This is a genomic window from Streptomyces albireticuli (genome assembly GCF_002192455.1).
Taxonomy (GTDB): domain Bacteria; phylum Actinomycetota; class Actinomycetes; order Streptomycetales; family Streptomycetaceae; genus Streptomyces; species Streptomyces albireticuli_B.
This window is the reverse complement of the sequence record NZ_CP021744.1, coordinates 447298-460617: the sequence shown is the minus strand read 5'-3', so window position 1 is coordinate 460617 and position 13320 is coordinate 447298. Positions and strand designations below refer to the sequence as shown.

Genomic DNA, 13320 nt, shown 5'->3' with positions numbered 1-13320 from the left:
CTTCCGCGCGGCGGTTTGACCTTGCCGCTGGCGGCAGGGTTGCACGATGACCGGCATGAACAGCACCGCGCAGCAGAACAGCAGGATCGTCGCCGTCACCGGAGCCGGCACCGGCATCGGCCGGGCCACCGCCCGCGCCTTCGCCGCCGAGGGCGCCCACGTGGTCGCGATCGGGCGCCGGCCCGAACCGCTCCGGGAGACCGCCGACGGGCACGACCGGATCAGGCCGCTCCCCGCCGACATCACCGCCGACGGCGAGCCGGACCGGATCGTGCGGGCCGTGCTGGAGCGGTACGGCCGGCTGGACGTGCTCGTCAACAACGCCGGCATCGTGCGCGGCGGCGCCCTCGGCACGCTGACGCCGGAGGCGATCACGGCGCAGCTCGGCACCAACCTGATCGCCCCCGTCCTGCTGACCCAGGCCGCGCTCCCGCTCCTGGAGACGGCCGGCGGTGCGATCGTCAACGTGAGCACCTCGGTGGGCCAGCGGGCCTGGCCCGGCAGCTCCCTCTACGCCGCGACCAAGACCGCGCTGGAACTGCTCACCCGCAGCTGGGCGGTCGAGCTGGCGTCGCGCGGCATCCGCGTGGTCGCGGTCGCCCCCGGAGCGATCGACACCCCGATCGGCGAACACCAGGGCCTGACCCCGGAGCGCATGGCCCAGGTGCGGGAGTGGCAGCTGGCGCACACCCCGCTCGGCCGGATCGGCCGGCCCGAGGAGGTGGCCTGGGCCATCACCCAGCTCACCTCGCCGGGCGCGTCGTTCGTCACCGGGGTCGTACTCCCGGTCGACGGTGGGGCGGTCGTGGCGTGATAGGAGTGATCCGTGAGGTGGAACGGGTGAGGATCGGCGAACTGGCCGAAGCGGCGGGGACAACCGCCCGCGCGCTGCGGCACTACGAACAAGCGGGGCTGATCTCCTCCGAGCGCGCCCCCAACGGCTACCGCGTCTACGACGAGCGGGCGGCGGTACGGGTCCGCAACATCCGCTACCTGCTGGCCGCCGGACTCACCCTCGACGACGTACAGGTGTTCCTGCCCTGCCTGGACGGCGACGTGACCGCCGCACCCCCGTCGGACAAGGGCCTGCGAGTCGCCCTGGAACGACTGGCGGTCCTCAACGAACGCATCGCTGCCCAGACCGAGGCCCGCGACCGCCTGGAAGCGGCGCTCCGCCGTACGGCCGGCGACCGGATCCGCCCGGCGGCCTGACCGGTCGTCCATGCCCCGGCGGGAGTCCGGGCAAGTGCGGCCGCACCCCCCGAGCCCACTCCGATGCGTTATACGATCATTACTTTACGTCCGGGGGCGGCGAGGGGGCGGACATGGGCGCGGGGGGATCGGCGTGGAAGAGGGCGCAGGAGGCCCGGCGGTACGAACGTGAGTTGCGTGAGCAGCTCAAGGCCGCGCAATGGGACGTCCGCAACTGGGAAGCGGCCAGTGAGGGCGAACGGAAGGTCGCCGCGAAGCTGCACGTCCTCACCCGGCGCGGGTGGCGGCTGCTCCTCGACCGGCGCTGGCCCGGGACGCGCGCGGCCAACGTCGACATGCTGCTCGTCGGACCCGGCGGCGTCTTCGTCATCGACGTCAAGAACTGGCGACACGCCCCCGAGGCCGTCGACGGACACCTGACAGCGGGCGGCCGCACGTACGACCGTGAGATCGGCAAGCTGCTCAAGGTGACCCGGCTCGCCGAGAACGCCGTCTCCGCGCGGAACCTCTCGCCCGTGGCCGTCCAGCCGCTCATGGTCTTCGCCGGCCGGTCCCTGGACGCCGCCCTCGGCACCGTACGGCTCCTCGGCGAACGCGAGGTGACCCCGGCGCTCATAGCCGAGCGGACCCGGCTGCGCCCCTCCGAGGTGAAGGCCGTCGCCGACCACCTGGAGCGCACCTTCCCCGCCTACGAGGACACCTCGGCCCGTACCGGCCCGGCGGCCCCCGCCTCGCCCGTGCCCGCGCCGGACGACGCGCTCTTCGACGTCGAGGGCATACGGAACGCGGCAGTGGAAGCCGCCCGCAGCGCCCCGATCGAACAGTGGATGACGTTCCTCCACCCGGACCAGCTCGCCCTCGTACGCCGCGACTGGTCCGGCCCGGCGCGCGTCAGCGGACCGGCGGGCACCGGCAAGACGGTCGTCGCCCTGCACCGCGCCGCGCACCTCGCCCGCCGCACCTCCGGCCGGATCCTCTACGTGACGTTCGCGAACAACCTGCCCCGCGTGCAGGGCACGTTCCTCAAGGCGATGGCACCGGCCGTCGCCGACCGGATCGACTTCCGCAGCCTGCACGCGTGGGCGGGCCAGTTCCTCCGCGACAGGGGTGTCGCGACCCGGCTCGACCACGACAAGTCCGTCGACGCCTTCAGCCGCGCCTGGCAGAGCCACGGCCGCCGCACGGTCCTCGAAACCCTCGACCCCGCCCCCGGGTACTGGCAGGAGGAGATCGACTACGTCATCAAGGGCCGGGGGATCACGTCCTTCGAGCAGTACGCCCCACCCCTGCGCCGCGAACGCCGCCGCACCGTCCTGCGCCGGACGCACCGCGAGGCCGTGTGGGCGCTGTACCAGGAGTACGAGCGCAACCGCACCGCCAAAGGTGTGCACGACTTCAACGACATCCTCGCCCTCGCGCTCGCCGAGGCCCTCGCGCACCCCGGCGCCACCCCGTACACCTCGGTGATCGTCGACGAGGTGCAGGACCTCACGTTCGTCGGCGTACGCCTGCTCCACGCGCTCGTCGGCGACGCGGCCAACGGCCTGCTGCTCGTCGGTGACGGGCAGCAGGCCGTCTACCCGGGCGGATTCCGCCTCTCCGACGCGGGCATCGACGTCCGCGGCCGCGGCCAGGTGCTGCGCGCGAACTACCGCAACGCGAAGGAGATCCTGGACGCCGCGCTCGCGGTCGTCGCCGACGACGCCTTCGACGACATCGACGGCACCCCGACGGCCGGGCGCCGCGACGTCGACCTGACCTACGGCGACGGCGGCCGGGTCACCAGGTGCACCGCGCCGACCCGCACCGAGCACGACGAGGCCCTCCTCGCCGCCCTGCGCGCCCTGGGACCCGAGGCGTGGCCCGACTCGGCGGTGCTCTGCCGCACCGGAGCCGAGCGGGAGCGCTACCGGCGCCTGCTCACCCGGGCCGGCATACCCGCGGTCACCCTGGAGCAGTACGACGGCCGCCCGGTGCCCGGCGTCAAGCTGGGCAGCTATCACCGGGCCAAGGGCCTGGAGTTCAAGCACGTGCACCTGCCCGACCACGACGCCCCGGCCACCGCCGCCCCTGGCGACGGCACCGACGACGGCGTCGCCCGCGAACGCCGCGAACTCCACCGCAGCCAGCTCTTCGTCGCCATGACCCGGGCCCGCGACACCCTGTGGCTGGGCTCGTTCGGCCGCCCGTGACGCGCCACCGCAGCGGACGCCGACGGCGCGTCCGGGCGGCCCGGGACGCCACGGCCGGGCCGCCGCCGAAGTGACCGGTACCCGCCCGGCGCCCGGCCCACGAGATCGTTCATGCTTGTCCCCGACAGAGCGACCGGATCCGGAGACAGGGGAGTAATGGACAGGCCGATCCTGGTGACCGGCGGCACCGGCACCCTCGGCCGCGCCCTCGTGGCGCGGCTCCTCGCCGACGACGTGCCCGTACGCGTGATGAGCCGCCGGCCGAGGCCGTGGGACGACGACCGGCCGTGCGAGTGGGCGGTGTGCGACCTCGCGAAGGGCGAGGGCCTCGACGCGGCCCTGAAGGACGTGCGGGCGGTGGTGCACTGCGCGACCGACGCCCGTGACGACGCCGCGACGACCCGCCGTCTGACCGAGGCCGCCGCGCGACGGCCCGAAGGCCCGCACCTCGTCTACATCTCGATCGTCGGCATCGACGAGGTGCCGCTCCCTTACTACCGGTCGAAGCGGACGGCGGAGCGGCTCGTCCAGGGGGCGGGCCTGCCGTGGACCGTGCTGCGCACCACGCAGTTCCACGACCTGGTCGCCACCCTGACCACCGTGCAGCGGCGGCTGCCGTTCGTCCTCGTGCCGGGCGGCCTGCGCTGCCAGCCCGTCGAGGTGACCGAGGTCGCCGATCGCCTCGCGGAGCTCGCCCAAGGGCCGCCCGCGGGGCGGGTGCCCGACATGGCGGGGCCCGAGGTGCGCGACGCCCGCGACCTCGCGGCCGCCACGCTCCGGGCGGCGGGCCTGCGCCGCCGGATCGTTTCCGTACCGCTGCCGGGAAAGATCGTCCGGGCTCTGAAGGCGGGAGGCAACCTCGCCCCGGACCGGGCCGTGGGCAGCGGAACGTACGAGGAGTACCTGGCCGCCCGTGCGCGGGCCGGCCGGTGGTGAGTGCGGGAAGCGGTGCCCGGCGGTCGGGCACGTGGGGGACCTGACCACAGCACCCCCGGCTCCTGAGCGGTCCCCTCAGCGCAGGAGCAGGGCCGCGTACTGGAACTCCTCCTCCACCCAGTGCCCGCGGCACCGGAACCCGAACGACTCCAGCTCCCGCACGAGTTCGCTCAGCTCGAACTTGTGCAGCACATCGTGGAAGAACGTCTCGTCCTCGGCGAAGTCGAGGACCGTGCCGATCCGGGGGAGGGTCACACGCTGCCGCCGGGTGCTGCGGATCTCTCCCCGCACCTGCCGGCGGGTGACGTCGTAGACCACGTCCGGCGCGAAGAACGCGGGGTCGAAATCGGCCCCGTACTCCCTGTTGAGGTGCGCCAGGGTGTTCAGGGCGAACAGCCGGCGCACCGGGCGTTCCCCCGCGCAGCCCGCCGTGTACGCCCGGCGCACGGTGTCCACGGGCTGGAAGAGGTCGGCGCAGAGCAGGACGTGGTCACGCGGGCCGCACGAGGCCCGCAGGGCGCGCAGGAAGGCGGACCGCTCGGGCGGCGTCAGGCACCCGAAGGTGCTGCCGAGCATCGCCATGAGACGCCCCGTGCCACGGTCCCGGAGCCACGGCAGGGCGGTGGCGAAGTCGCCGTGCACGAGCGTGACACGGGCCGTCGGCCACCGGGCGCCCAGGCGGCGGGCGGCGTCCCGCATCGGCTGGAGGCTCACGTCGATCCCCGTGTAGGCGCCGAGGAGCCCCCGCGCGTCCATGGCCGCCAGCAGGATCTCCGACTTCTCCGCGCTGCCCGCCCCGAGGTCCACCAGCTCGGCGGCGCCCGACAGGCGCGCCATCTCGTCCCCGTGGTCCCGCAGCAGCGTGCGCTCCGCACGCGGGGGGTAGTACGCGGGCAGGCGGCTGATCTCCTCGAACAGCCGCGAGCCCACGGTGTCGTACCCGTAGCGGTGCGGGATCCTGCGCGGCCGCTCGGCGAGGCCCGCCCGCAGTTCGTCCTCCCCGCCGCCGGGCCGGTGTTCCGACGCGAGGGCGACCTCGACGACCTCGGGCCCGGGACGTCCGGGGCTCTGCGCGCTCATCCACCGCTCCTGGGTTCGGGCCGTCCCCCGAACCCTTCCTACACCGCCCCGCGTACGTGGCTCGCGTACGACACCACGAACAGCATCCGGATCCCCACGGGCGCGAGCGCCCTCACCGGATGACGGCGGAACGGCCCATGTAGAAATACCCGCAGGCGTCGCTGTACGGGCCACGGTTGGCGGTGTCCGGGTTGCTGATGCGGACACCGCTGTTGTCGTAGTTACGGGCGGTGTCGCGTCCCGGCTTGTGCCCCCAGAACAGCTCCTGGTGCTTCCGGTAGAAGTGGAAGTCCGCGCCCGGCCAGATGACCATGGCCAGGAACCACCGGGGGTTCTCGCTGTCCGGCAGGCACTGGGTGCTGCGCACCAGGCCGTCGATGAGGATGGCGTTGCTGACGTCGAGACAGGTGTAGGCCCGGAACTCGGAGCTGTGGGCGCGGCCCGGCTGGGCGAAGGTGTCGGTGCGCCGGTCGCCCGCGTAGTTGTAGCAGTTGTTGTTGGGCTGCACCTCGGGGCGGTTCCAGAAGGCGGGGTTGTAGTTGCCCAGTTCGACGAGGCAGGCGGCGGCTGAATCGCCGTCCCCGTCCGGAGCCGTCCTCACCGAGGGGTGGGAGGGGAGCCTCGGGGGCCGGAAGAAGGGCGGGGGCGCGTCGGCGAACCGCTCGATCTCCCGCATGACGAGGTCACGCATCGGCTCGTCGACGGGCGTCAGCTGGTGCTCGTACAAGGGCGTGCCCGCGTAACGGGTCATGCCGGAGACCACCCGCCGGGCCAGCTCCGTGGAACGGGCGACGTCGCGCGCACCGGTGGTGCCCAGGGCGAACTCGCGGGGCACGGAGTCGGGCCAGGCCTGGTCGTCGCCGGTGGCGGACAGCACCACTTCGCGGTACCCGAGGCCGTCGAACCCCTCGCCGGGCAGTCCCACGACGTCCTCGGCGGCTTCGGCCACCTCGGACAGGAGCGTACGGACCGCGCCCTCGTCGGTGATGATCCAGGCGGGGTTGGGGCGCCCGGAGAAGATCTCGACTTCCACTCGCAGCATCACACTGCTCCTTCGGATCCGTCGAGCGCTTCGGGCGGCTCGGGCCGGTGTGGCCTCCACATACTGGCAATACCATCAAATGAGGGGCAATGCGCTGAATGGGTGACGAGGGGGCAAAGACGGCGAGTCGCTCAGAATGAGTGTCCGACCGCTCGGGGTTCGGACGCCTCCACCGCAACACCCGTTTCCCAGGCCCCAGACGTGGCCCACGCCGTCCATAAATGGCTGGCGCGCCTCGCGGACGCGGCGGGATGCTCCGGTGTGTCCGGGCCGGCGCGACCCCAGCGAGCGCGCTCCGAGTCGCCCGGCGGGGGAGTGGTGATGAACGTTGTCGCGTCCGGTCCGACCGATCCGTCCGAGCCGTCCGGGACCCGGCCCGAGGTCCGCGTGGTCGCCGGGGCGCTGCGCGGCAGCCGGGAGGGCGGGGTGGCGGTCTTCCGCGGTGTCCCGTTCGCCGAGCCGCCGGTCGGTGCGCTGCGTTTCGCCGCGCCACGGCCGGTACGGGGGTGGGACGGGGTGCGGCGGGCGGTGTCGTACGGGCCGCCGCCCCCGCAAGGCGGCCACTTCGGCATGGACGCGCTGGCGCGGGACGCGGCGGGCGACGACTGGCTGACGGTCAACGTCTGGACGCCCGAGCCGGGCCCGGCGGCACGGCTGCCGGTGATGGTGTGGATCCACGGCGGCGCCTACACGATCGGGACGTCCGGCCTTCCCGAGTACGACGGCGGACACCTGGCGCGCGAGGGCGGTGTCGTCGTGGTGACCTTCAACTACCGGGTGGGCTTCGAGGGTTTCGGGCAGATCGAGGGGGCGCCCGCCAACCGGGGGCTGCTCGACCAGATCGCCGCCCTGGAGTGGGTGCGTGAGAACATCCGGGCCTTCGGCGGCGACCCGGACCGCGTCACGCTCTTCGGCCAGTCCGCCGGCGCCGGGTCCGTCGCCGCGCTGCTGGCGATGCCGCGCGCGGCAGGGCTCTTCGGCCGGGCCGTCGCGCAGAGCGCCCAGGGCACGTTCTTCTCACCCGGGCTCGCCGCCGACATCGCCGCCTCCTGCGCCGCCGGGCTGGGGCTGCGGCCCACGGCGGCCGACCTGTCCACGGTGGACCCGGCCCGGCTGTCCGCCGCCGGTGACGCCGTCGGCGCCACGATGGCCCGGCGGGCCGGCCGCTGGGGCCCGGCCGCGCACGCGTCGGTCCCGTTCTCGCCGGTCGTCGACGGCGACGCGCTGCCGGTCACCCCATGGCAGGCCCTGGCCGACGGCGCCGGCCGGGATGTCGCACTCCTCGTCGGCCACACCCGGGACGAACAGCGGCTGCTCACCGCGCTCGCCGGCCTGCTCGGCCAGGTGACGCGGGAGCAGGCGGCCACCGCCCTGCGCCTCTTCGCCCCCGGCCGGGACGGCGCGAGCCGCTACCTCGGCGGATTCCCGGACGCGGGCCCTGACGAGCTGTACGAACTGGTCCGTTCCGACTGGCTGTTCCGCATGCCGACCCTCCACCTCGCCCACGCCCGGACCGCCGGCGGCGGCCGTGCCCACGTCTACGAGCTGACCTGGCACGCCCCCGGCATGGGCGGAGTCCTCGGCGCCTGCCACGGCCTCGACGTACCGCTCGTCTTCGGCAACCTGGACCGTGGTCAGCCCGCGGCGCTGATCGGCGAGGAACCGTCCCCGGAGGCGCGGGAGCTGTCCGCGCGCATGCGCGCCGCCTGGACGGCCTTCGCCACTCACGGCGACCCCGGCTGGCCCGCGTACGACCCCGGACAACGCCTCGTACAGGTCTTCGACACCCAGCCCGCTGTCACCGCCTACCCGGAGGAGACCTCCCGGCTCATCTGGCGGGACCACGCCTTCCCCGTACTGCCGCTGATCGACCAGTAGCGGCGGACGGGGCCGGGTGACGCGCCGCCTCCCACGGGCCCCCGGCCCCCCGCGCACGGTCCCGTCCCGGTCCGTGCGCGTGGGGGCCCGGCGGTACCGTGGCGGGGGACACCCGTCTGGAGGACACGCATGAGCGCTCAGCCCGGCCATGTGCCGGCTCCACCGCCCGCCCCGGCCGCCGCCGCGCGGCTCCTCGCCCGCATCCGTGCCCACGGGCGCGCCGCCCAGTGGGAGCCGGCGTTCGAGCGGGACTGGGGGAAGGCGCTGGAGGACTCGCGGGCGACGTACACCCTGACCCCGCTGCACGAGGTCGTCCGGACGTGGCAGGCCCGCCTCGACACCGCCCCGGCCGTCGGCGCGTTCATCGACGCGGGTCTGGACGACGCGGACGGCGTGGACCTGGACCAGGTCCTGCGAGGGCGCCCGTGACGGACGGCGGGGCGTGGCCGGTGCGTCTGTCACCGGCGGTCGCGCGGGCTCTCGCCGTCCTGCCCGCGCACGTCCAGGAGATGGTCCGCGACCTGGCGGGCATCGCGGCGAGGGCGCCGTGGGGCTTCGTCCAGTGGGACATCGCCGACGCCGAGGGCGAGGACATCCGCGCGGCCTCCGTCGGCCCGCTGACCCTCGTCTACTTCATCAACCGCGCCGGCCGGCGCCTGTACGTCATCGACCTCGTCTGGCTCGGCTGACGGGTCTCCGCCCGGAACGGCCGTCCGTCATGCGCAAGGGTCCTTCAGGGGGAGGTTGGTGACGGTCCGTTGCCAGCGGTGAACGGTGGCGAGGTCGCAGACGCGGTCGGCGATGGTGTCGGGGCCGAGCTCCCAGAGCCGGACCGTGCGGTCCGTGTTGACGGTGGCGAGGGAGTGCCCCGTGGGGGAGAAGGCCAGGCCCGAGACGTAGCCGCCCGTCCCGCTGAGCGTGGCCACGGGCCTGTGGCTGTCGGTGTCCCACAAGCGGACGGTGCGGTCGTAGCCGCCCGTGGCCAGGACACGTCCGTCAGGAGAGAAGGCGAGCTGACTGACCGTCTCGCTGTGGCCCGTGAGCCGGGCGACGCGGCGGTGGGTCCGGGTGCTCCACAGGACGACATCACAGCTGGCCGTGGCCAGCGTGCGGCCGTCCGGGCTGAACGCGAGGGCGTAGGCCCTGCACGTCTGGCCGGTGCGCGGAAGGGTGGTGACGACCTCGCGGGAACGGAGGTCCCACAGGCGGACGGTCGCGTCGTAGTTGCCGGTGGCGAGGGTGTGCCCGTCCGGCGAGAACGCCACGGAGTCCACCCCGTCGGTCTCGCCCGCGAGGGTGGCGATCGTGCGGTGGGAGCGTACGTCCCACAGGCGTGTGCTGCGGTCGCTGCCGGCCGTCGCCAGCGTCCGGCCGTCGGGGCTGAAGGCCGCGGAGCGGATGCCCCTCGTGTGCCCGGTGAGCGCGCCGTCTCCTGGTACGTGCGCGTGTCCCACAGCCGCGCGCTGTGGTCGTCGCTCGTGGTGGCCAGCGTGCGGCCGTCGGGTGAGAACACCAGGCTCGTGACGGCGTCGGTGTGGCCCGTGAGGGTGGTGACGAGACGGCGGTCGACGGCGTCCCAGACGAACAGCGTGCCGTGGGAGTCGCCGGCGGCGAGCGTGCGCCGGTCGGGGGAGAGCGCCACGGCGGTCGCGGTCCCACCGCCGCCGATCAGGGTGCCGGACTTCCGGAACGTGGCGGCGTCCCACAGCTGAAGGACGGGGGTGGTGCCGCGCTCCCCGGACATCGCGGTGGTGACGACGGTCCTCCCGTCGGGACTGAAGGCCACACCCGAGAGGTGCCCCGCGTCGTCCAGGGTGCCGACGGGCCGCCGGGTGGCCGTATCCCACAGCCGGGCGGTGCCGTCGTAGCCGGCGGCGGCGACCGTGCGGCCGTCCGGTGAGAACGCCACCGACATGACCATGTGGGAGAAGCCGGTGAAGGTGGCCGTCGAGCGGTAGGTCCCCAGATCCCACAGGCGGGCGGTCCGGTCGGAACTCCCGGTGGCGAGGGTGCGTCCGTCGGGTGAGAAGGCCACGGCCAGGACGGTCTGGTCATGACCCGTCATCGTGGCTCTCTTCCGGTGCGACGCGATGTCCCAGAGCCTGATCTTCCGGTCGTGGTACGCGGCGGCCAGTGTGCGGCCGTCGGGTGAGAACGCGACACCCCAGACCGCGCTGGTGCCGTCGGTCAGCAGGGCCGTCTGCCGGCGTGCGGCCACGTCCCACAGGCGTACGGTGCCGTCGTCGCCGGTCGTGGCCAGGGTGCGCCCGTCGGGGCTGAACGCCAGTCCGTTGACGCTGCTCGCGTGGCCGGTGAGCGTGATGAGGGGACGGTGGCTGCGCGCGTCCCACAACTTGACCGTCCGGTCCTTGCCGGCCGTGGCCAGCGTACGGCCGTCGGGGGAGAAGGCGACGCCGGCGACCCTGTCGGTATGTCCTGCCAAGGTCGCGACGAGCCGCCGCGAGGCGGTGTCCCAGAGCTTCGCCGTATGGTCGTCGCCCGCCGTGGCCACCGTCCGGCTGTCGGGGCTGAAGGCCACCGCCCATACGTCGTCCGTATGACTGGTGAGCTGATTGCCGGGGAACTGCGCGTAGGCGCTGAGCAGGCTGCCGCGGGCCTGCGCGGTCGGGGCCCGGCGGTAGGCGGCGAGCGCGGTGAGCATCGCGGCCTCCGGCCTGTCGCGCAGCATCACGTCGGCCCGGGCCGCGAGCTCCCGCGACACGGCGATGCGACGCTGCTGCTGCGCGCTCCGGTTCTGCTGGAACGCCACGGTGCCGCCCACGAGCGCGAGGACGAGCAGGACCGCGAGACCGGAGGCCAGGGCGCGCAGACGCCGTAGGCGGCGCCGCTCCGTGTGCCTCTCGGCGGTGTCACGGCGGGTGCTCGCTTCGAGGAAGGCCCGCGCGGTGGGTGCGAGGGGTGCGCCGCCTCCCGGGTCCGTGACCCATTCCGCGGCGGAGGCCAGGCGGTTGCCCCGGTACAACAGGCTCTCGTCCCGCCCCTCGCGCTCCCACGCGGCGGCGGTCTCCGTGAGGAGCTGGCGGGCCCGCAGGGTGGCGCGGTCCTCGTCGATCCACCGGCGCAGCCGGGGCCAGGCCTTCAGCAGGACCTCGTGGGCCAGCTCGACGTGTTCGGCGTCGGCGGTCAGGAGGCGCGCCCGGGTGAACACTTCGAGGACGGCGTCCGTGGTCTCCCGCGCGGTGTCGCCTTCCACGAGGCTCGCCCGGTGGCAACGGCGGCCCGCTTCGTGGTCCTCCCCGATGTACACCAGGTGCAGCAGCAGGCGCCGGGCCGTCGCCCGCTGTTCCGGAGGCAGGGAGGTGTAGGCGTGTTCCGCGGTGGTGGCGACGGCCCCCGAGATGCCGCCGGTCAGCTGGTAGCCGGCCACCGTCAGGGCGGTGTCCTCCCGGCGCTGCCAGGTGCCCAGCAGCGCGTGGGAGAGCAGGGGGAGGACGCCCGCGCGGGCGTGGCGGGCGCTTTCCGCGCCCCCGGGGGCGAGCCCGATGTCGCGTAGGAGGACCTCGGTCAGACCGGGCTCCACCTCCAGGCCGGCCCGCCGCGCGGGGCCGGTGACGGCTTCGCGCAGTTGCGCGTCGTCCATCGGGCCCAGGGCGACGTGACCGCGCCGCAGGGCGGCCGCCAGCCCGGGGTGGGCCAGGCAGTGGTCGTAGAAGTCCGCCCGTACCCCGAGCACGACCAGAGCCGCCGGAAGGCCGCCCTCCGGTGCGGCCGCGGCCAGGGCGAGCAGCGCTTCCACGAAGGCGGTCCGCTCGTGTTCGTCCTTGCAGAGGGTGAAGGTTTCCTCGAACTGGTCCACCACGATTACCAGAGTGGCCGGCCGCGGCGGCTCCGGGCTGTCGGCGGGCGTCGCGCGGGCGCGCGAGGGGCGGGCCGTCCGGAAGCCGTCCGTGGCGGCGCGCACCGCTTCGGTGAAAGCGCCCGTCCCTTCCCGTAACGCCTTGGTGAGAAGGCGCCGGGAGCCCCCGGTCACCCGGGCCACATGGGTCAGGAGTTCCTCCACGGGGTGTTCACCGGGGGTGAGGACGGCGACCGGCCAGGTGCGTGAACCACTCACGGGCAGGACGCCCCGGGCCAGAGCGGGCAACAGGCCCGCCCGCAGGAGGGAGGACTTCCCCGTGCCGGACGGCGCCATCACCATCAGGGGCCCCGGGACCCGCAGCCGTTCCGTCAGCTGGGCGACGAGGTCGGCCGTGGCCTCGTCCCGGCCGAAGAACCAGCGGGCATCCCCGGGCCCGAAGGCGGACAGCCCCTGGTACGGGCATTCCTCGCGGCCCGGGGAGCCCGGTTCCTCATGGCCGTCCCCGGCAGCCGGAACGAGCGCTTCCAGGGCGCCGCCGGTATCCAAGGCGCGGTCGCAGGCCCGGGCGAGCTCCTTCGTCAGAGGCTTCTCGCCGTTCTCGACCTTGCTCAGGTACCCCTTGCTGTAGAAGGCGAGCCGGGCCAGCCGGGCGAGCGACATCCCGCGCTCCAGCCGTAGACGGCGCAACCGTTCGCCACCCGGGGCCGGCCCGGACGCCGGAGCCCCGTCGGCCAGGTCCCCGGAACCATGGCTTCTGCCTTCCACTGGCCGATCCCCTCCCCGCGTGCGGGGCCGGAGGCCACCCCGCGCTGACAGCCCGCCCCGCGACGCCGGCGTCGTACGTCAAGAGCACCGTGAGTGCCCTTGAAGATCATTTCAATCCGCGGAGGGTGACCTCAACACCACATTCGGCCTCGGGATTCGGCGGCCCGGCCGGCGACTCCGGGCGGCACGAGGCGACCCGCTCGCGGATCCGGCTGGAGCGCACCGACCGGGGAAACCCCTCGGCCGCGCCGGCCCGATCGCCGCGCGGGCTGTCTCCCTTTCTCTCATCACCCCTGGTCACCGGGGGTTTCCCGATTTCCCTCGGGGCGTGGGCGACGGGAAACCCCTCCCTCCGGGCGCCTCACCAGGCCCATGCTGTTGGCAAGTTGCTCGGC

At 74.0% G+C, this 13320-nt stretch carries 10 protein-coding genes and 1 pseudogene; 7 read left to right on the top strand and 4 right to left on the bottom strand.

Annotated features, from left to right (window positions below; genetic code table 11):
* Positions 1-46: 46 nt before the first annotated feature.
* The 4 genes from SMD11_RS02045 to SMD11_RS02030 all read left to right on the top strand — a co-directional run bounded on the left by SMD11_RS02045 (position 47) and on the right by SMD11_RS02030 (position 4340).
* Entirely contained in the window at positions 47-814 is a 768-nt protein-coding gene (locus SMD11_RS02045; protein ID WP_087924760.1) for an SDR family NAD(P)-dependent oxidoreductase, read from the top strand.
* A 26-nt stretch (positions 815-840) separates the two neighbouring features.
* Positions 841-1212, top strand: a complete 372-nt coding sequence (locus tag SMD11_RS02040; protein WP_199843781.1) for a MerR family transcriptional regulator — start codon at positions 841-843, stop codon at positions 1210-1212.
* A gap of 173 nt (positions 1213-1385) precedes the next feature.
* Positions 1386-3404 carry a nuclease-related domain-containing DEAD/DEAH box helicase gene (locus tag SMD11_RS02035; protein ID WP_234365849.1) on the top strand — a complete coding sequence of 673 codons (2019 nt, stop codon included), beginning with the start codon at positions 1386-1388 and terminating at the stop codon, positions 3402-3404.
* Between the two features lie 156 nt (positions 3405-3560).
* Entirely contained in the window at positions 3561-4340 is a 780-nt protein-coding gene (locus SMD11_RS02030) for an SDR family oxidoreductase (RefSeq protein ID WP_087924757.1), read from the top strand.
* A gap of 75 nt (positions 4341-4415) precedes the next feature.
* Here SMD11_RS02030 and SMD11_RS02025 read toward each other — a convergent pair whose 3' ends face one another.
* Together SMD11_RS02025 and SMD11_RS02020 are read right to left on the bottom strand one after the other, a co-directional pair.
* Positions 4416-5420, bottom strand: a complete 1005-nt coding sequence (locus SMD11_RS02025; protein WP_087924756.1) for an L-histidine N(alpha)-methyltransferase — start codon at positions 5418-5420, stop codon at positions 4416-4418.
* A gap of 112 nt (positions 5421-5532) precedes the next feature.
* Entirely contained in the window at positions 5533-6462 is a 930-nt protein-coding gene (locus SMD11_RS02020) for a hypothetical protein (RefSeq protein ID WP_087924755.1), read from the bottom strand.
* 321 nt (positions 6463-6783) lie between these two features.
* Between SMD11_RS02020 and SMD11_RS02015 the strand changes: the two genes are divergently transcribed.
* The 3 genes from SMD11_RS02015 (at position 6784) to SMD11_RS02005 (ending at position 9029) form a co-directional block, all read left to right on the top strand.
* Positions 6784-8340, top strand: a complete 1557-nt coding sequence (locus SMD11_RS02015) for a carboxylesterase/lipase family protein (protein ID WP_087924754.1) — start codon at positions 6784-6786, stop codon at positions 8338-8340.
* A gap of 129 nt (positions 8341-8469) precedes the next feature.
* Positions 8470-8769 carry a DUF6247 family protein gene (locus SMD11_RS02010; RefSeq protein WP_087924753.1) on the top strand — a complete coding sequence of 100 codons (300 nt, stop codon included), beginning with the start codon at positions 8470-8472 and terminating at the stop codon, positions 8767-8769.
* A 20-nt stretch (positions 8770-8789) separates the two neighbouring features.
* Positions 8790-9029 carry a hypothetical protein gene (locus SMD11_RS02005; protein WP_087930236.1) on the top strand — a complete coding sequence of 80 codons (240 nt, stop codon included), beginning with the start codon at positions 8790-8792 and terminating at the stop codon, positions 9027-9029.
* 27 nt (positions 9030-9056) lie between these two features.
* Here SMD11_RS02005 and SMD11_RS37190 read toward each other — a convergent pair whose 3' ends face one another.
* Together SMD11_RS37190 and SMD11_RS02000 are read right to left on the bottom strand one after the other, a co-directional pair.
* Positions 9057-9794, bottom strand: coding sequence for a WD40 repeat domain-containing protein (locus SMD11_RS37190; protein ID WP_418952501.1), 738 nt, complete (start codon positions 9792-9794; stop codon positions 9057-9059).
* A gap of 5 nt (positions 9795-9799) precedes the next feature.
* Positions 9800-12925: pseudogene (locus SMD11_RS02000) on the bottom strand (eIF2A-related protein); the annotation flags it as partial.
* Positions 12926-13320 lie beyond the last annotated feature (395 nt).

Coding starts and splice junctions, on each gene's coding strand:
- SMD11_RS02045 (WP_087924760.1), top strand. CDS start 47: ATGACCGGCATGAACAGCACCGCGCAGCAGAACAGCAGGATCGTCGCC.
- SMD11_RS02030 (WP_087924757.1), top strand. CDS start 3,561: ATGGACAGGCCGATCCTGGTGACCGGCGGCACCGGCACCCTCGGCCGC.
- SMD11_RS02025 (WP_087924756.1), bottom strand. CDS start 5,420: ATGAGCGCGCAGAGCCCCGGACGTCCCGGGCCCGAGGTCGTCGAGGTC.
- SMD11_RS02020 (WP_087924755.1), bottom strand. CDS start 6,462: ATGCTGCGAGTGGAAGTCGAGATCTTCTCCGGGCGCCCCAACCCCGCC.
- SMD11_RS02015 (WP_087924754.1), top strand. CDS start 6,784: ATGAACGTTGTCGCGTCCGGTCCGACCGATCCGTCCGAGCCGTCCGGG.
- SMD11_RS02010 (WP_087924753.1), top strand. CDS start 8,470: ATGAGCGCTCAGCCCGGCCATGTGCCGGCTCCACCGCCCGCCCCGGCC.